The following is a 15644-nucleotide window of genomic DNA, read 5'->3' as shown; positions in this document are numbered from 1 at the left end:
ACGATTACACGACGGTTGGTCAAGAGCTCGGACCAGATTCGCCGGGATGTTTATCCGAGGGCGGTGACGCGCAGTCGCAGTCCGTGCGGTGACACCGTGGTTCCGATGCGGGGTCGCTGCGGCCGGTCGGTGAGCGGGGTGAGATGCCACCGCGCGGTGACGGCCTCGAGTGCGGCGATGAGTTCCTTTGCGGCGAACCGGCCGCCTATGCAGCCGCGCGGCCCGTCCCCGAAGGGGAGATAGGTGCCCGGCCGGGGATCGGTGCCGTGCCAGCGGCCGGGGTCGAAGGCGTCGGGATCGGGATAGTAGGCGCTGTTGCGCTGGGTGAGGTAGGCGCTGTAGGCGACAATGGTTCCGGCGGGCAGCCGATGGCCGTCCAGCACGGTGTCCGTGGTGACCCGCCGGGTGAGCAGCCACGGTGGGGGATAGAGCCGCAGGGTCTCATCGATAACGTGCCGGAACAATTCCGAGTCGTCTTCACCGGGTGATGTCGCGCCGGTAGGTGCGGCGGTGCGGGCCGCGACGTGCAGTTGCTTTTGGATGTGCGGGTGGCGCGCCAGCAAATACAGCGCCCAAGCCAGCGTGGTGGAACTGGTTTCGGTGCCGGTGGCGAGGAAAGTGGTTGCCTGATCGGTGAGTTCGGTATCGGTCAGCCCGCCGCTGTCACTGTCATTGGCAATGATCATGCTGGCCAGCAGATCCGGTTCCCCCACGGTGATCGGCCGCCGTCGTCGCTCCGCAATGATCTCGTCGATTGTCGCGCGCAGGCGAGTGATGGTGCGCTGATAGCGGCGATTGCCGGGCAGCGGCAGCCGAGCGAGGGTATGGGGCATGAGCATCCGGCGCGGCACCCCGGCGACGAAATCGTCGAGATCGGTGATCGCGCCGTCCAGCAGCTCCTCGGTGAGCGAGGCGGAGAACAGCGTCCGCAGCGCGATCCGCGCGGTATAGGACATGGTCTCCCCGGTCACATCGAGAACCTGTCCATCACACCAGGATTCGGACATCCGCCGCGCCTCGTCCCGCATGACCTCGTCGTACCGGCGCAGCTGCCCGGGCCGGAACGCGGGCTGGACGAGCCGGCGCAATCGCCGATGCTCGGCATGCGGGCAGGTGCCCAAACCATCGCCGAACAGGTCGCGCAACCGATCGAAAAACGGACCGCCCTTATCGAAAGTGCCGTCATCCCTGAGAACTATGCGGGTGAGTTCCGGATCGCAGAGCACCGCGACCGGTACGGGGCCGAGCCGTATCCAGACAAGTCTCCCGCGCTCCGGCAAACTGGACAGGAATCCAATCGGATCGCGAAGCAGCGGTATCGTATCACCCAGCAATGGCAATGTGCGCGACATGGCAATTCACGCCTATCAGTACATTCTCGCCGTGAAATTCCAGTCTACGTCGAGCTGTCCCCATCGCGCGAGACGAATATTTCTGCAGCACACGAGAATTCAGCCGAGACTGCAAATGCGAGGACACCCGCGACGACCGATTCTACCGCCCCGCCGCGTATTCGCGCTGGGCGGCGATCGCGGTGCCCATCCAGCGGTGCAGATAGGCGCGGAGTTGATCCTCAGTGCGGGGTGGGTTGCCGGGGGACACGAAGAACGAATGCATTGTGCGCAGGACGTATTCGACGAGTTCGCGCAGGGCTTCTTCGTCGTAGCCGTGCTCGTTCCAGTCGACGTCGAAACGGTGGATCATCGACATGCCGAACGCCCGGGCCTGTTCGGAGGTGAGGCTGTCGGGGTCGGGGTTGGCGTACGAGTTCGACAGCAGGATGCCCAGATGGGGGGTGCGGCGGACCTCGGCGAGGGTGTAGATGACGCCCTCGGTCATGGCGTCGACCGGGTCGTCCAGGCCCGCGACGTGTGCGGTGAGGCGGTCCAGGAAGCCGTCGACCGAGGCGATGGCCGCGGCGGTCATGAGGGCGTCGGCGCTGGGGAAGTAGCGGTACACCGTCTGGCGGATGACGCCGAGCGCGTCGGCCACGTCGGCAATGCTGATGGCCGACCCGGTTTCGCCGATCAGTTCGACGGCGGTGGCGACGATGCGGCGGTGCGCCTCCCCGTCGTTCTCCGGCGGACTTCCGCCCCACCCCCGTCTGCGCGCCACTGGGGGAAGTTATCACAGCGACCAGGCTCGAACCGGGCAGGAGCGGCAGTTCCGGCAAAGTGATCATACATATAGACGTGTGTTTGTATGATTGTCTCATCGCGCTGGCCGAGCGCGGCATCCGAACGATCCACACCCCGACGCGAGGTACGCACGGTGACCCATTTACAGCCCCGCAAGATGGATTTCGGCTTCGAGGACGCCGATGTCCCGTTCCTGTGGAACCCCCAGAACCCGGCCTGGTCGAGCATGTCCAATGCGGTCTCGTTCCTCGCGGTGGGCTTCGAGAAGATGATCGTGAAGCTGATCATGCAGCTCAAACCGGTATTCACCGATCCGGAGGTGGCGGCGGAGGCCATTGCCTTCATGCGGCAGGAAGGGCACCATTCGACGGCGCACCGCCAGCACGTCAAGGCGCTGATCAAGCGGTATCCGGGCCTGCAGAACACCCTGGACGCGGTGATCGGCGAGTTCGATCTGCTCACCGAGGCGACCTCGCACGAATACCGGCTCGCCTACACCGCCGATCTCGAGGCCACCTTCACTCCGGTGTTCAAGCTCATGCTCGACCACGAGGACACGCTGTTCCGGCCGGGTGACGATCGCGTCGCATCGCTGTTCATCTGGCATTTCGTGGAGGAGGTCGAGCACCGCAGCTCGGCGCTGATCCTGTTCAACGCGATTGTGGGCGACGAGCTCTACCGGATGCGGATGGCGCCGTCGATCTTCGCGCATGTGCTGAAGGTGATCCGGATCGCCTGCGCCGGTTTCAATCAGCACGTTCCGCTGGCGGACCGGAAGGTCGATTCGCTGTCCATGTTCGCCCGCCATCGCGCCAAGCAGCGGGTGCTGGAGTACTTCGCGCCGTACCTGACCAAGGGCCCGATGCCGCGCGCCTTCGCCGGCCTGCCGGTGCGGGAACAGCTCGTGGCCCTGCGCGGCATCGTTCGCAGCCAGATGCCCAAACATGATCCGACGCACGAGGATCTGCCCGAGCTGGCCGGCCGCTGGTTCGAACGCTACGACGCGGGATACGACTGCACCCGCTGGTACACCGCGGCGGCGCGGCAGAACGCGCTGACGGCGTCGGAGGTCAAGTGATGTCCGAGCTGTGCACCCCCACTTTCGCCGATCTCGCTGGGAGACTCGGCTTCTCGTGCGCGGAAGCGGGCGGGTTGGTCGAATTCCGCAGTCCGGCCGCGCTGGAGAACTGGACGCTGCCGGTGCTCGAGGCGACCATCGTGCTGGGTTCGGTGCTCGCGCTGATCTATGCGATCGTGCGACTGCGCCGCCACGGCGATCCCACCAACCTGGTGCTCTGGTTCGGCGCGACCGCCTACCTGTTCGTCATCGAGCCGCCGCTGTACTTCCCGTCGGCCTTCGGCATCGCCGCGCATGTCGACACCATGTTCGCGCACAATGTGTTCACGGTGGACTTCCTGTGGGGAAGGCTGCCGCTCTACATCATCGCGATCTATCCGCTGATGGCGACTCTCGCCTTCGAAATCGTCCGGATGCTGGGCGTTTTCCGGCGCTACGGCGTGCTGATCGGCGCGACCTGTGTCGGCTTCGTGCATCACGCCTTCTACGAGATCTTCGATCAGATCGGCCCGCAGCTGCGCTGGTGGGAGTGGTCGGTGGATCATCCGCTCAATCAGCCGATGTTCGATTCGGTGCCGCTGCCGAGCGTGGTCGTCTTCGCCGCGCTGTGGCCGATGTCGCTGGCCTGGTGCGTGCAGTTCTTCGTCGGACGCCACGTCGACGCGGGCACGAAATTCACTGGGCCGCAGTTGGTGTGGCGCACCATCGTGGTCGGGCTGGCCGCCTCGGTCGGCACCTTCGTGCTGCCGCTGCCCGCGACCGTCTTCGGCATGGGCAGTGACACCGTGCGCGGATTCCTCTATGCCGCAGAGCTCGTCGTGCTCACGGCGGTGGCGGTGGTGGTGCTGGCGCGGCAGTGGTCGGCACTGCGCGCCGGGACCTCCGGGGTGCCCCCGTACCGCAATCGCGCCGTGCAGTGGTACGCGCTGGTGTACCTGGTTGTGATGGCGTTGCTTTGGGCCACCGCGCTACCCGACTTCTTCGATGCGACCAATGGCATCACCGCCAATGGCGACCCCATCGGCAACCTCTGGTACACGATCGCCTGCTTCGTCCTCGCGATCGCGACCCTCGTCGCCACCATGACGGTGCCCCGAGGGTCGCGCGTCGACGCCCCACCCGAACTGATCGCCTCCTAGGGCTTGCGCCCGACCCCGGCCCAGTACCAGGCGCTGTCGGCCTCGCCGACCGGGGTCGGGCCGTCGGTGAGGCCGGGCCGCCAGGTGGCGACCGGGACGACCCCCGGTTCCACGAGTTCGGTGCCGGCGAACAGCAATGAGGTTTCCGCGCGGCTGCGCGGGTGGAAGGTGATGCCCGACGCCTCGGCGGAGGCGACCACCCCGGCCATGGCCGCCGCGTCGAAATCGGCTGTGGGATGGGTGATCACGAGATAACTGCCGGAGGGTACCGCGTCGAGGAGGCTGCCGATGATGTCGGCCGGCCGGTCGCTGTCGCGGAAATACATCATGATCGCCACGAGCATGATGGCCACCGGCCGGTCGAGGTCGAGAGTCTCGGCGGTCGCGGGATGGTCGAGAATGCTGCGCGGATCGTGCAGATCGGCGTGAATGAACCGGGTGCGGCCCGCCGGCGTGCTGGTCATGAGCGCGCGGGCGTGGGCCAGCACGATCGGATCCTTGTCCACGTACACGACATTCGCCTCGGGAGCGAGCTTCTGGGCGACCTCATGGGTATTGCCGGCGGTCGGGATCCCGGTGCCGATATCGAGGAACTGGGTGACGCCCGCGCCGACCAGATGGCGCACCGAACGCGCGAGGAAGGCGCGATTCGCCCGCGCCATGGTCTTGATGGTGGGAATGTGGCCCGCGATGAGATCGCCGAGCGCCCGGTCCGCCGGATAGTGATCCTTGCCGCCGAGCCAGTAGTCGTAGACGCGCGCCTCGTGCGGAATCGTGGTGTCGATCTCCGTCGGCAGCGGTGCGGTGTTGTGGAGCTCGGTCATATCAGTGGTCCCCCTGGTGGATTCGCTCGGCGGGCCCGACGGTCTCGGCCCAGCCCGCGGTGAGCGCGGTGATCAGCTCGCCGGTGTACTCCGGCGGCATGGCGTGCACGGACAATCGGTCCCAGATCGCGTGGTAGGTGTCCAGGTCGGCGCGGTCGCCCAGGAACTGCGCACCGGCCGCGTGGTGCAGGTGCACGATATCGCCGCGGACGGGGTCCTCGAACCGGAGCATTGTGAACGGCACGGTGCAGATGGCCGGTCCGCCGGCGTGATCCGGCATGAGCTGGACCGTAATATTCTGGCGCGCAACACTATCGACGAGGTGGGCGAGCTGATCACGCCAGGCCTCCAGGCCGCCGAACGGCCGCCGCAGCGCCCCCTCCTCGATCACCACCCACAGTTTCGCCGGATCGGGGCGGTCCAGCAGCTCCCGCTGCCGCCGCATGAGCAGCTCGACCCGATGCTGAATCCGCGCCGTCGATTCCGGCCGCCCGATCGCGCTCACCGCGTGCGCGTAGGCGGCCGTCTGCAGCAGCTCGGGCACAACTCCCGGTGCGTAGCACCGTATTATCGAAGCCTCGTCCTCCAGTGCGAGATAGTCCTCCCGCCGCAGCGCGGCTGAACCACCGTCGCCCGGCCTTCGCGCGGGAACCTGCACCAGCCCTCCAATCGCCTCGCAATAGCGTAGGGGATTGTGCCACAACATGTTTCATATCACATGCTGACGAGCATGCTGCACTTGCAGCTGCAAGTACCGCGGCGGGAGCGGTACGTATTGTTCAGCCGCGCAGGCTCTCCGTGAACGGCGGCGTCGTCCGCCATTGCTGGATGGCCGGTTTCAGGGCCTGTCCGCGCATGAGCAGCTGCGGAACGAGTGCGAGGCAGGCCAACGTCCGGGCCATGCCGACGGCATCGACGAAGGACAGCGGTCGAGCTCGGCCGGGGCGATGAGGTCGGGACGTTTCTCGAGGTCGGCAAGACCGTCGTCGACCATCCTCGGTTCGGCCGACAACGGGAACGGCGGCTCACCCGGGTGGTCCCGCAGCGCGGTGCGCGGCTGGAAACCGAGAGCGGTTTTCGCGAAACGCATCTCGGCTCGCGCGGGCAGCGGCAGCACGGATATCGGGATGCTGCCGGCAGCGGAGCGGGTCTCGCCGATGTCGATACTGGTGAAGATCTCGACGTCCATTCCCGCCAGCGCCCGGTCCGCGACGATTCCCCTGCGCCCGCCCGCTCACGCCGGTAGTCGGGATCGGTCGCCTGGCCGGGCACGCCGAGGAATTCCGCCCCGAAGGCGCAGTGTTGCACGGGGACTCGCCGGAGGTGGCGGCGCGCTACGCGATCACACCGACCCGGGGCTGTGGCCGTCGATCGAGTCACTCGACGACAAGGACCAGAATCTCGTCCCCGCCTTGGTCGTGGACACAGCCGCCCGGGCCCGCCGGCGCATGCTGGCCGCCGACCTGCCCCGGGTACTGGGTCACGCCGACTTCGAGGCACACAACCTGCGCTGGCACGACCGGCAGGTGCGGACGGTGCACGACTGGGACAGCCTGGCATGGCAACCGGAAGCTGCCCTGGTGGGAGCCGCGAGTGCGGTGTTCCCGAAGACGGGACCGGCTACGCTGCCGCCGATCGAAAGCACCGAGGCGTTCCTGGCCGCCTACCAACACGAGCGGGGCCGCGCGTTCACCACCGAAGAGCAGCAGATCGCGTGGGCGGCCGGACTCTGGCCCGCGGCACACGACATCCGATGGGAATCGCTCCACGGCTACACGGCATTGTCCGGCAAAGCGCTCTGGATACAGGCAGCCGAACGACTCCGCCGAGCGAACGCCTGACATCGCCGACCGCCACGGGATCAGCACCAGCCACCGGACCGGCGACAATCACCCCGGTCGAGTAGCAGCCGATCAAGGAGGCCGGGCCGCGACCACCGCACAGGATCTGTCGGGGAGGCTCGACATGTTCGTTCAGGCGATGGTGAGTCCCTGAGTTCCAGGTCCGGCCCTTCGTGTCGTGTCCGACTCTGGAAGATTGCCGGGTGGATTCACATTGCCGGACCGTCGACCGCGCTGGGTGTGTAGCGTGTAAGCAGCGGTGGTTGTGCAGATGCTGTCGACCGGGCGGTGTCAGCGCCGCATTATTGGCCGGATCAACGGCCGGATGGGAGCGTCAGTCATGACGCTGCTCCACGATCTGCGTCTATCCACCTTCTGAGCGAGCGCGTTTGCCGCTGTGTTGATCTGCGGTCGTGCCCTTCGCATCGAGTGAGGCCGTCCGATCGACCGGTACCCGGGTGCGAGACAGGTCTCCGCGGGATCGATCGTATCGCCGCCCTGTTCAACTCTTTTCGCTGCTCAGCCACGTCAACCATTGACAGGAGAACGTTTTCATGACCCCACTATCGATCACATACGGTCCGCGGAGCCCAGGGCGGCTGTCCGCTCGTATTGCCCTGCGCGATCCGGACCAGCTGGGTGGTCCGGTCGACGGGGCGTGGTGGCCCAGAACCGCCGACCCCGCCAGCGAATTGAACGAACTGACCATTGCCCTGATACCCCTGATGGGACACATGACCCGGATCGGATTCGACTGGGCGGCAGCGAATCCCGATCGCTACGGCAAAGACGCCACCACGCGAGCCGCCCCCGCGCTGGCCGTCATGTATCTGTACGGCCCGAACGGCACCCGGCTGGACGTCCTGGTGATACCCGCGCAGACTCCCGCCAGAATCGCCGCACGTCAAATGTTCTGGGCTTCAGGCACAAACTGGACACCCCCGCCCTCCGCAGTCGGATGAGTTCACCGGCAATCGCCAACTTGCTGTTGAAACCCCGTGACCGAGCAGCCCCGGTGGCTACTCGGCAGGAGAGCCCGGGACACTGACCATTCACGACGCGCTATGGCACTCGGAAGCCGTGGCTGGACCCGCAGGGCTCATCGATCGGATCGGGATCTTCTAGCGTGAAACGCCCGCGCCGGCGGTTCCGATCATCGGAGTGATCAGCGGTTGCTGGTCGAAAACTCTTGATAAAAGGAACTATTCATGCGGAACTGCCTTTCTCGACTGGCCCTCGGCGCGCTGCTGACCGGTACAGCATTGCTCTCGGCCACCCCCGCCGGGGCCGATACCGTGTCCAACCCGTCGGTATTGCCGGTCGGCGCGCCGAGCTCGGGCTCGTCCGGCGGTGCCGGTGGCGCTGCTCCGTCGACGCCCGGGCAGGCCACGAATATCGGGGCGTCGAGCGCATCGGGCAGTTGCTCGGGTTCGGTCGATCGGTCCTTTCAGGATCGTGGCTACTTCTACGCCCATACCTGGCAGTGGGCGAGCCCATCCTTCGACGGCACAGTGGGCAGCTGGGAAGACCACGACTTCACCTTCATGGGGTTCCTCGAGCCTGCCGAGCAGGCGCGTGTGCTGGGCGCCCGGGACGGGAAGTGGATCATCTACCGCGCCACGGATTTCGACCTAGCCGTCCCCTATGTGGACGGCGCCGGGTTGTTCCTGCTCGAGAACACCGACCACTGGGGTGACCGCGATTCGAGCTACAGCGATCTCGACGATTACAACGGCACCTTCGAGTGGATCAAACTCTGCGACTACTGATCCATCCCGAACGACGGGACCGTCGGCTCAGTTCTGCCCGATCGACGAGCAGCCACCCAAGTCCGATGACCACAGCGACAATGAGGGCGACCAGTGCCCATATCGTGGGTAGGACAGGTGCCCGTGTGGGGTGAGTGCGCAATTGGGACATGCAGACAGAGCCCTTCATAGAGATTCATAAAGCTCTCAAGATGAGATCTCGAGCCCCAGATTGCAGGTCCTAATCGGCTGGGGCTCAGGGAGTGCGGGCGCAGCGGGGGGTTCCCTGGACTTCCCGCGGCGTCCTGGGTTTCCCGACTTTTGCGCGGAAACTGGCACCGAATCCTGCAGTCTGATTCCTGCGACTTCCCGAGCCGCCACTCGGCTGGGTGACACCCATCGTGAGGTTCGATGGTCGGGTCCAGCAGGTCAGAACGGGGCGCTCGGCAGGGAGGTGATAATTCCTCGCTGACTTGAAGAAGCCGGAGCCGGGGTCTGTCGGCGGCTGCTGCCCCGTCTATGTGCCGCCATGGGCAGGAATCGAAAGCTACCGATTCAGGGTTCTCTCGCCGGACGGGAGCTCGCCGCTTCGCGTCCGCCCCCGCTGAGCTGAACCTTCCAGGCCCGTGTATCGGAAGAGCGGATGTCACCGATTGGCCAATTTTCCAAGTGGCAAAGGTTTCTGACGAGACGACGCCAGCCACGTCGAGTAGTTTCGACGACGTTGTGCTCGATCCACTTGTCCACCTCCGCAGCGCGCGGTGTTCCGCCAACTCCGCGTTTCGCTGCTGCCCAGACCGCCGGCAATTCTTCGGAATTTCAGCTGGGTCGCGAGCTCGACCGACATCGTCGGACTTCACGGCAGCTCTCGCCACGAGATCGGCCGGTACGCCCAAAGCGCCGCTGCAAGAACAGGCGTCGAGTAGACGATCAATAGTGAGCACGTTCGTGCGGCCGCGACCAGCACACGATCGCCTGGATCGAGATTGCAAGCATGTCGAATCTTGGCCGGCAGGCGCGGTACGGCCCGTGATCAGGGCCGCGGGAAACGGCCGCGGATGTGTGGGCGGTGGGTACACTCGCGTGGGGTGGGGATGTCCGGGACCATCCGGTCGGTCGCCGCTCACGCCGGCTCAACCACCGTGACCGGCAGCGGGTGCGAATGCGCTTGCCGAGTGGTGATATCGCGAGGAGGCCAACGGTGACCAGGACGGCCCACTCACGCCTCCGCCGAGCAGCGCCGGTCGACCACATCGATCTACGTGATGGCGCCGCGGTCTGCCTCCACGAGGCCGCTGTAGGAGCCGGTGACCGCCATCATCGGGCCGTCGATGAGGCGGGCCGAAGCGGCCGAGATCACCGGTCCGTCATGGGCCAAAGCGCCGCGATCGGGTTTCCGTTCTACAGGCCCCAGATTCGCGCGGAATAATCCCAGCTGCCAGGTGAGGGCGAGCATTCGCCTGAGGGTCGCTGTGCGACGCGGGTCAGGAGCCGATGACCGTCCTGACACGATTGCCGACGCAGGAAATGGTGGCGTTCCCGTCGGTGTGCGGACCGCGCCCCAATAACACAGTGGTGCGTTCGCCCTTGTCGTCGATCGTCGTGAGAAACAACTCGCCACTGCGGCAGCTGTAGATCTTGCCTTCGCCGGTCAGGCGCTCGGGCTGGTCATCGGCGACACCACCTCGACCGGGGTCGCTTGAACCTTGCTGATCCACAGGTCTTGACAGTATCTCGCTCCGGGCCGAGCCGGTTCACCGACATCGGCTGATCGACCTATTCCGTTCGGCTGGAAACGAATTCAGTGGATCACCCTGTGAGGTGGTGTGCCACGGTTGCAGGCGACAAACGGGTGGGGTATCCAGCCCCTACTCCCACAGGGGATCCTTCACCGGGGATAGGCTCTGTCGTGTCTCCCTTCTCCGCGGGTATCCGAGCTGCGATATTGCAGCCCGGCCTGCGCTCATCCACTGTGCCGATCTGCCGAATGTCGCGGTAGGGCGGTCAAGGCCGCTGTCCAAGGACCTTGGTCCCATTTCCGGAGCGTCGACATCGGTGAGTGCCGGGGCCACCTGCCTCGGTCGGGGCGGATCGCAGCGCGGCGTTTGTGGACAGGTTGTGCGGTTTGTACCGAATCCCGGTTCATGCTGCACGAGCCATATTTCGTCGAGTCCGGGCTCTACGCCGGTGGCGTCCACTTTCATGGCGAGGATGCGGTCGGGTTGGGTCACATTGTCGAAACGCGCCATGACGAATCGCGCATCGCGGTCGGTGACCGCGTCGAGACCGGGCTGACCGCGATCAGCCAGCTTCCCGTATTTATCGTTTGGGCCGATGCCGACATCGCCTTCGACGACCGCGAACGCCGACGCTGGGAAGCCGAACTTGCCGATCACACCACCGTGATCCTTCCCGGCGTCGGTTACTTTCTGCAATCGGACGCTCCAGCGGAGTTCGCGGCAGCGATTTACCGACTGGTGGGCCGAATTCGACAGCGCCACAACGACACCCGAACCGGCAGCGAAATCGCAGCCACATACTACCCGGCAGGGTTCGTCGTCCGGTCCCCCATGATCCAGACCTGCGACGTAGGGTCTCGAGGCTGCCCGCGCTGACGTGCTGTCAGGGGGTCGTCAGGAACTTCAGTCGGTCGTCGGTTTGGCCCACGGCGATCTCGGCGATCTCGGCGACAACGACATTGGCAACGACGAAGGGGTCCTGTGCGACGCGCTGCTGGAGGCCTTCGGCGGTGGTGTTGTGTGCGAGAACGAGTCCGCCCACACCGGGTTTGATGCTGCCGACGAGGAGAAACACCTCGTCGTCGAAACCTTGTTGGATCCATTGCTGGTGGGCGGCCATGTGCTGCGGGGCCTCGGCCTTGTTGGCGGAAAACTCGAGCTGAACTACGAACATTGTTGTCTCGCTTCTATTGTCGTCAGCGTTGTTCAATGGTGTCGTCGAGCCAGTCGTACAGTCGCGCGACTTCGCGGCGGATGAAGTCTTCGTCGCGAAAGGCATTGGCCAGTGTGGCTACGCCTTGGCTGGCGGCGAGTACATGCATGGCCAGTTCGTCGGCGTCCCCGCGTCCGAGCTGGGCGAACTGCTCGCCCAGCCAGTCTCGGAACAAGCTGAACAGTCCGCTGGCGGCGTCGAGGGCGCTGTGGTCGAGTTTGGCCAGCTCGGTGGTCAGGGTGCCGACAGGGCAGCCGTGCTCTTGGATGTCGGCGCGGTTGACCAGCAGGATGTCGATGAACTTGCGGATCCGCGCGACGGGGTCCGGCGCCTCGGATTCCCACCGGTCCAGCATTTCCCGGGTGTAGGCGTGGCGGGCGATGATGACCGCGTCGAGGAGGTCGTCTTTGGCTTTGAAGTGGTAGTAGAAGTTGCCGCGCGAGAGCCGCACCGCCTCGGCGATGGAGGCGAAGGAGGTGTGCTCGAATCCGTGGTGGTAGAACAGTTCGTCCGCGGCAGCGACGATGTGTTCGCGAGTTGTCTTGCCGTTGACCGTTTTACTCCCCGTGCCGGGTCGCGCGGTCCGTGGATCAGGCACTGAGCGCCTCCTCGTGCGGATGGAACGGATAATCGATGTAGCCGGTATCACCGCCGGTGTAGAAGGTGCCGCGATCGGGCACGGCCAGGGGCAGACCTTCGCGATAGCGGCGCACCAGATCCGGGTTGGCTACGAACGGGGTTCCGAAGGCGATCAGATCGGCGTGCCCGGAGTCGATGGCGTGCTGGGCGCGTTCGAGGTCGTAGCCGTTATTGGCGATGTATGTTCCGGCGAACACCGCTCGCAGCGCGTGATAGTCCACGGTGCGCGCCGTGGTCGTCATGTCGCCCTCGAGGACGTGGAGATAGGCCAGATTTCGCGGATTCAGCTGGTCGGCAAAGTATTCGAAGTGTCGCTGCGGGTCGGAGTCGGACATGGAGTTGAAGCTGTTCTCCGGTGTCGCCCGCACACCCACACGACTCGCCGGCCAGACGGTGCACACGGCGTCGAGAATCTCGTTGAGCAGCCGCATCCGGTTGCCGACACTGCCTCCGTAGGAGTCGGTGCGGTGATTGGTCCCGTCGCGCAGAAACTGATCGATCAGATAGCCGTTGCCTGCGTGCACCTCGACACCGTCGAACCCGGCCCGCTTGGCTTGCCGCGCGGCGTCGCGGAATTGCGCGACGATCGCCGGGATCTCCTCGCTGTCCAGTTGACGGGGCGTCACGAAATCCTGCATCCCGGTATACGTCACCGCCTGCCCGTCCGGTCGCACCGCCGATGGAGCGACGGGGAGGGTCCCGCCAGGTTGCAGGCTCGGATGCGAGATGCGCCCGCAGTGCTGCAACTGCGCGAACATGCAACCCCCTCCGGCGTGCACCAGATCGGTCACCCGCCGCCAGCTCACCGCCTGCGCGTCGGTGTACACGCCGGGCGTGAACGGATAGCCCACTCCCTGCGCCGATACCGGAACCGATTCCGACACAATCAATCCCGCGCTGGCCCGCTGCCCGTAGTGGACCACCATCGCCGGCGGCACCACGCCATCGGCATCGGCGCGGTTGCGCGTCATCGGTGCCATCACCATCCGATTCGCCAAGGTCAACTCACCCAAACGAAACGGGCCGAACAAACCAGTAGACACGGCATCCTCCGGGACTCCACGCGCACAACATGTAGGTCATACGTCCTAGACAGGACGCTAGGTCATATGACCTAGAGAGTCAAGATGCACAGCTCCGCAGCAGGGCGCGCCGCTGGCCACTGGGCTGCTGCTGGGCGGCGCGGGAGCTGTCGCCATCGCCGCTGATCTGGGCGCGCGCACCATGCGCGAGGAGATCGACGCCTTGCGGGTGATGGGCATCGATCCGATCCGGTGCGTGGGCGGGGCACGGTGCCGATGCTGGTGCTGCTGTGCCTGGTGGTCGGTGCGGCGATGGCCGTGCAGTCCTTCTCGACGCTGAACCTGGTCGGCCCGGGTCCGCTCACCGGAATCGTGGCCTCCTTCGCCAGCACCCGCGAGCTCGGGCTGCGGTCGGTTCCGTTCGTCGTCACCACCCGCGTCATTGCGGGCGCGGTGTCGATCGTGCGAGGGCGACGGCTGGGTCCACCGTCGAGTGGGTGACATGGGGCAATCTCCGAGACACCGTGGCCACCCACATCGCTGGACGGAGGGGCGACAAGCGTCGTGCCAGCGCGCAACTGGGGCATTCGGAGGGCTCGAGCGTCGCTTCGAGGCACTACATCGGGCCGGTCATGTTCGCGCAGTGGTGGACAACTCGACCTGCTGGAGGAGCTGAAGCCCGCGAAACTTACACCGAAGTAGCAGTTTGGCGCTCGGATGAGCCCTTCAGACTGAAACATCCATAGGTCAACGGTATCGTCACGTGCGGCAACTCGGTCTGTAACGGGTTGCGTACCAGCCATATTGGGAGATTCATGAAACACAAGAAGTTCGCCGCCACTGCGTTGATGGCGATTGCCGCCACCGGGATTGCCGCAGGGACCGGGTATGCGGCTCCGGCGGAGCCGGCGCCGATCGAGCAGGTGCAACCTGCCGAGCCGCAATTCCAAGGGCAGGAGCAGGGCGTCGACTATAAAGTGACGATGGCCGAAATCGGCAATCAGATCATTACCGAGGTGACCGGCGGGCGGTTCGGGCTCGATGCGGGCACGAAGACGGTGGCGTTGACGAACACGGCCGGGGACACCCTGTTCCAGGTGCCGCTGGTGGGCGAGTGGGAGGGTAAGCCCTATGAGCTGGCCGCCGCGGTGGAGAACGACGGGGGGAAGCTGACCTTGAGCCCGGTGTCGGCGTCCGTGGGGACGCTGAAGGACATCAGCTCGCAGGAGTGGTTCATGGCCGAGTTGCAGCGGGCCTCGCTGGGTGCGCTCATCGGCGGCATCATCGGATTCTTCGTGCTCGGGGTGGGCGCCATTCCGGGCGCCATCATCGGTCTGCTGATCGCGGGCGGTCAGCCGCTGATCGCTTCGGGCTCGGCCTACTTCAGCGGGCAACCCTGAAGACGCTGATTCTGGGCGGCACCCGGGAAGCCCGGGAACTGGCCGCCCTCGCGGCCGGCGAGCGAGGATTCGACATCGTCTCCTCGCTCGCCGGCCGCGTGCGCGAACCCCTGCTGCCGGTCGGCGAGGTGCGCGTGGGGGGATTCGGCGGGGTGGACGGCCTGCGGGAATGGCTGGCGGACAACGGAATCGAGATCGTCGTCGATGCCACGCACCCGTTCGCCGAGGGGATCACCGCCAATGCCGCGGCCGCCGCGGCGAGTCTCGGGCTGCCGGTGCTGCACGTCCGCCGCCCGGCCTGGGCCGAAACGGAGGGGGACCACTGGATCCGGGTGCCCAATCTGGCCTGGGCCGCCGAGACCGTGGCCACGGTGGGGGAGCGGGTGTTCCTGACCATCGGACGCCAGGGTGTGAGCGCGTTCGCCGACCTGGACCAGCTGTGGTTCCTCATTCGCGCCATCGATCCGCCCGAAGGCGCGCTGCCGCCGCGGCACGAGCTGCTGCTGGCGCGCGGACCGTTCACCGTCGCCGAGGAAGTCCGGTTGATGACCGAGCGCTGCATCGACGTGCTGGTCACCAAGGACAGCGGCGGTGCGCAGACCGAAGCCAAACTCACCGCCGCGCGCGGCCTGGGACTGCCGGTCGTGGTGGTGGATCGCCCCGCGCTGCCGCCGGACGCCGTGACGGTGGAAACCGTTGCCGCCGCATGGGATTGGCTGCGCCGCCATCGTGATTCGAGGCCGCGCCGGTTCTGACCGGACCGCCTTCGTCGAGCCGCGTACGGGAGTCTCCCGGCGCGGCTTTCGTCGTTTCCTCGACCCCGCACTCCTCTCGGTCGTGGCCTCGTATACCCGTGACCAGTG

19 protein-coding genes and 1 pseudogene are annotated in these 15644 nt (G+C 65.9%); 10 read left to right on the top strand and 10 right to left on the bottom strand.

What is annotated here, in order from left to right; genetic code table 11:
• Positions 1 to 50: 50 nt before the first annotated feature.
• Positions 51 to 1352, bottom strand: a complete 1302-nt coding sequence (locus ACYQ5L_RS21660; RefSeq protein ID WP_459959640.1) for a cytochrome P450 — start codon at positions 1350 to 1352, stop codon at positions 51 to 53.
• Between the two features lie 142 nt (positions 1353 to 1494).
• Positions 1495 to 2115 (bottom strand): TetR/AcrR family transcriptional regulator, encoded by a 621-nt coding sequence (locus tag ACYQ5L_RS21655; protein WP_459959638.1) that lies wholly within the window; start codon positions 2113 to 2115, stop codon positions 1495 to 1497.
• A gap of 156 nt (positions 2116 to 2271) precedes the next feature.
• Between ACYQ5L_RS21655 and ACYQ5L_RS21650 the strand changes: the two genes are divergently transcribed.
• Complete coding sequence (locus ACYQ5L_RS21650) at positions 2272 to 3216, top strand: metal-dependent hydrolase (RefSeq protein ID WP_459959636.1); 945 nt, start codon at positions 2272 to 2274, stop codon at positions 3214 to 3216.
• Entirely contained in the window at positions 3216 to 4355 is a 1140-nt protein-coding gene (locus ACYQ5L_RS21645; RefSeq protein WP_459959633.1) for a hypothetical protein, read from the top strand. Before ACYQ5L_RS21650 ends, ACYQ5L_RS21645 begins: the two co-directional genes overlap by 1 nt.
• On the opposite strand, the gene ACYQ5L_RS21640 is transcribed toward ACYQ5L_RS21645, so the two are convergent.
• The 3 genes from ACYQ5L_RS21640 to ACYQ5L_RS21630 all read right to left on the bottom strand — a co-directional run bounded on the left by ACYQ5L_RS21640 (position 4352) and on the right by ACYQ5L_RS21630 (position 6368).
• Entirely contained in the window at positions 4352 to 5179 is an 828-nt protein-coding gene (locus ACYQ5L_RS21640) for an SAM-dependent methyltransferase (protein WP_459959631.1), read from the bottom strand. The genes ACYQ5L_RS21645 and ACYQ5L_RS21640 overlap by 4 nt on opposite strands.
• 1 nt (position 5180) lies before the next feature.
• Positions 5181 to 5885: a DUF5753 domain-containing protein gene (locus ACYQ5L_RS21635; RefSeq protein WP_459959629.1), complete on the bottom strand. Its 705-nt coding sequence runs from the start codon at positions 5883 to 5885 to the stop codon at positions 5181 to 5183.
• A 132-nt stretch (positions 5886 to 6017) separates the two neighbouring features.
• A complete protein-coding gene (locus ACYQ5L_RS21630; RefSeq protein WP_459959627.1) occupies positions 6018 to 6368 on the bottom strand; it encodes a hypothetical protein in 351 nt (116 codons plus the stop codon).
• Positions 6369 to 6591: 223 nt separating this feature from the next.
• On the opposite strand from ACYQ5L_RS21630, the gene ACYQ5L_RS21625 reads away from it, so the two are divergent.
• The 3 genes from ACYQ5L_RS21625 to ACYQ5L_RS21615 all read left to right on the top strand — a co-directional run bounded on the left by ACYQ5L_RS21625 (position 6592) and on the right by ACYQ5L_RS21615 (position 8789).
• On the top strand, positions 6592 to 7020 hold the full coding sequence (locus ACYQ5L_RS21625; protein ID WP_459959625.1) for a phosphotransferase: 429 nt from the start codon (positions 6592 to 6594) through the stop codon (positions 7018 to 7020).
• A 554-nt stretch (positions 7021 to 7574) separates the two neighbouring features.
• Positions 7575 to 7982, top strand: coding sequence for a DUF5994 family protein (locus ACYQ5L_RS21620; RefSeq protein ID WP_459959623.1), 408 nt, complete (start codon positions 7575 to 7577; stop codon positions 7980 to 7982).
• 246 nt (positions 7983 to 8228) lie between these two features.
• Positions 8229 to 8789 (top strand): hypothetical protein, encoded by a 561-nt coding sequence (locus tag ACYQ5L_RS21615; RefSeq protein ID WP_459959621.1) that lies wholly within the window; start codon positions 8229 to 8231, stop codon positions 8787 to 8789.
• A 1237-nt stretch (positions 8790 to 10026) separates the two neighbouring features.
• Here the strand turns inward: ACYQ5L_RS21615 and ACYQ5L_RS21610 are convergent.
• Both ACYQ5L_RS21610 and ACYQ5L_RS21605 read right to left on the bottom strand, forming a co-directional pair.
• Complete coding sequence (locus ACYQ5L_RS21610) at positions 10027 to 10224, bottom strand: hypothetical protein (RefSeq protein WP_459959619.1); 198 nt, start codon at positions 10222 to 10224, stop codon at positions 10027 to 10029.
• A gap of 28 nt (positions 10225 to 10252) precedes the next feature.
• The gene (locus ACYQ5L_RS21605; RefSeq protein ID WP_459959617.1) at positions 10253 to 10486 is read right to left on the bottom strand and encodes a hypothetical protein; all 234 of its coding nucleotides are present in this window, start codon (positions 10484 to 10486) and stop codon (positions 10253 to 10255) included.
• 426 nt (positions 10487 to 10912) lie between these two features.
• Between ACYQ5L_RS21605 and ACYQ5L_RS21600 the strand changes: the two genes are divergently transcribed.
• Positions 10913 to 11383: an alpha/beta fold hydrolase gene (locus ACYQ5L_RS21600; RefSeq protein WP_459959614.1), complete on the top strand. Its 471-nt coding sequence runs from the start codon at positions 10913 to 10915 to the stop codon at positions 11381 to 11383.
• 7 nt (positions 11384 to 11390) lie between these two features.
• On the opposite strand, the gene ACYQ5L_RS21595 is transcribed toward ACYQ5L_RS21600, so the two are convergent.
• Genes ACYQ5L_RS21595 through ACYQ5L_RS21585 form a run of 3 tightly spaced genes read right to left on the bottom strand, consistent with a single transcriptional unit; the run spans position 11391 to position 13402 of the window.
• Positions 11391 to 11681 (bottom strand): YciI family protein, encoded by a 291-nt coding sequence (locus tag ACYQ5L_RS21595; protein WP_459959612.1) that lies wholly within the window; start codon positions 11679 to 11681, stop codon positions 11391 to 11393.
• Between the two features lie 22 nt (positions 11682 to 11703).
• Complete coding sequence (locus ACYQ5L_RS21590) at positions 11704 to 12318, bottom strand: TetR/AcrR family transcriptional regulator (protein ID WP_459959610.1); 615 nt, start codon at positions 12316 to 12318, stop codon at positions 11704 to 11706.
• The gene (locus ACYQ5L_RS21585) at positions 12311 to 13402 is read right to left on the bottom strand and encodes an alkene reductase (protein WP_459959608.1); all 1092 of its coding nucleotides are present in this window, start codon (positions 13400 to 13402) and stop codon (positions 12311 to 12313) included. Before ACYQ5L_RS21585 ends, ACYQ5L_RS21590 begins: the two co-directional genes overlap by 8 nt.
• Positions 13403 to 13499: 97 nt before the next feature.
• Between ACYQ5L_RS21585 and ACYQ5L_RS21580 the strand changes: the two are divergent.
• From ACYQ5L_RS21580 to ACYQ5L_RS21565, 4 genes and pseudogenes are all read left to right on the top strand, one after another.
• A pseudogene (locus ACYQ5L_RS21580) lies at positions 13500 to 13634 on the top strand (ABC transporter permease); the annotation flags it as partial.
• Positions 13635 to 13657: 23 nt separating this feature from the next.
• Positions 13658 to 13882 (top strand): hypothetical protein, encoded by a 225-nt coding sequence (locus ACYQ5L_RS21575; RefSeq protein WP_459959605.1) that lies wholly within the window; start codon positions 13658 to 13660, stop codon positions 13880 to 13882.
• 314 nt (positions 13883 to 14196) lie between these two features.
• Positions 14197 to 14781, top strand: a complete 585-nt coding sequence (locus tag ACYQ5L_RS21570) for a DUF456 domain-containing protein (RefSeq protein WP_459959602.1) — start codon at positions 14197 to 14199, stop codon at positions 14779 to 14781.
• Complete coding sequence (locus ACYQ5L_RS21565; protein WP_459963497.1) at positions 14778 to 15536, top strand: cobalt-precorrin-6A reductase; 759 nt, start codon at positions 14778 to 14780, stop codon at positions 15534 to 15536. Before ACYQ5L_RS21570 ends, ACYQ5L_RS21565 begins: the two co-directional genes overlap by 4 nt.
• Positions 15537 to 15644 lie beyond the last annotated feature (108 nt).

The sequence above is a fragment of the Nocardia sp. IFM 10818 genome (assembly GCF_054655275.1).
Note: the sequence above shows the minus strand (reverse complement) of the source record. Positions and strands in the feature narration are given on the sequence as shown.

Excerpts from the sequence above, each read along its gene's own strand:
- ACYQ5L_RS21660 (WP_459959640.1), bottom strand. The coding sequence starts at position 1,352 with ATGTCGCGCACATTGCCATTGCTGGGTGATACGATACCGCTGCTTCGC.
- ACYQ5L_RS21645 (WP_459959633.1), top strand. The coding sequence starts at position 3,216 with ATGTCCGAGCTGTGCACCCCCACTTTCGCCGATCTCGCTGGGAGACTC.
- ACYQ5L_RS21640 (WP_459959631.1), bottom strand. The coding sequence starts at position 5,179 with ATGACCGAGCTCCACAACACCGCACCGCTGCCGACGGAGATCGACACC.
- ACYQ5L_RS21635 (WP_459959629.1), bottom strand. The coding sequence starts at position 5,885 with ATGTTGTGGCACAATCCCCTACGCTATTGCGAGGCGATTGGAGGGCTG.
- ACYQ5L_RS21630 (WP_459959627.1), bottom strand. The coding sequence starts at position 6,368 with ATGGACGTCGAGATCTTCACCAGTATCGACATCGGCGAGACCCGCTCC.
- ACYQ5L_RS21620 (WP_459959623.1), top strand. The coding sequence starts at position 7,575 with ATGACCCCACTATCGATCACATACGGTCCGCGGAGCCCAGGGCGGCTG.
- ACYQ5L_RS21615 (WP_459959621.1), top strand. The coding sequence starts at position 8,229 with ATGCGGAACTGCCTTTCTCGACTGGCCCTCGGCGCGCTGCTGACCGGT.
- ACYQ5L_RS21610 (WP_459959619.1), bottom strand. The coding sequence starts at position 10,224 with ATGCTCGCCCTCACCTGGCAGCTGGGATTATTCCGCGCGAATCTGGGG.
- ACYQ5L_RS21600 (WP_459959614.1), top strand. The coding sequence starts at position 10,913 with ATGCTGCACGAGCCATATTTCGTCGAGTCCGGGCTCTACGCCGGTGGC.
- ACYQ5L_RS21595 (WP_459959612.1), bottom strand. The coding sequence starts at position 11,681 with ATGTTCGTAGTTCAGCTCGAGTTTTCCGCCAACAAGGCCGAGGCCCCG.
- ACYQ5L_RS21575 (WP_459959605.1), top strand. The coding sequence starts at position 13,658 with ATGCTGGTGCTGCTGTGCCTGGTGGTCGGTGCGGCGATGGCCGTGCAG.
- ACYQ5L_RS21570 (WP_459959602.1), top strand. The coding sequence starts at position 14,197 with ATGAAACACAAGAAGTTCGCCGCCACTGCGTTGATGGCGATTGCCGCC.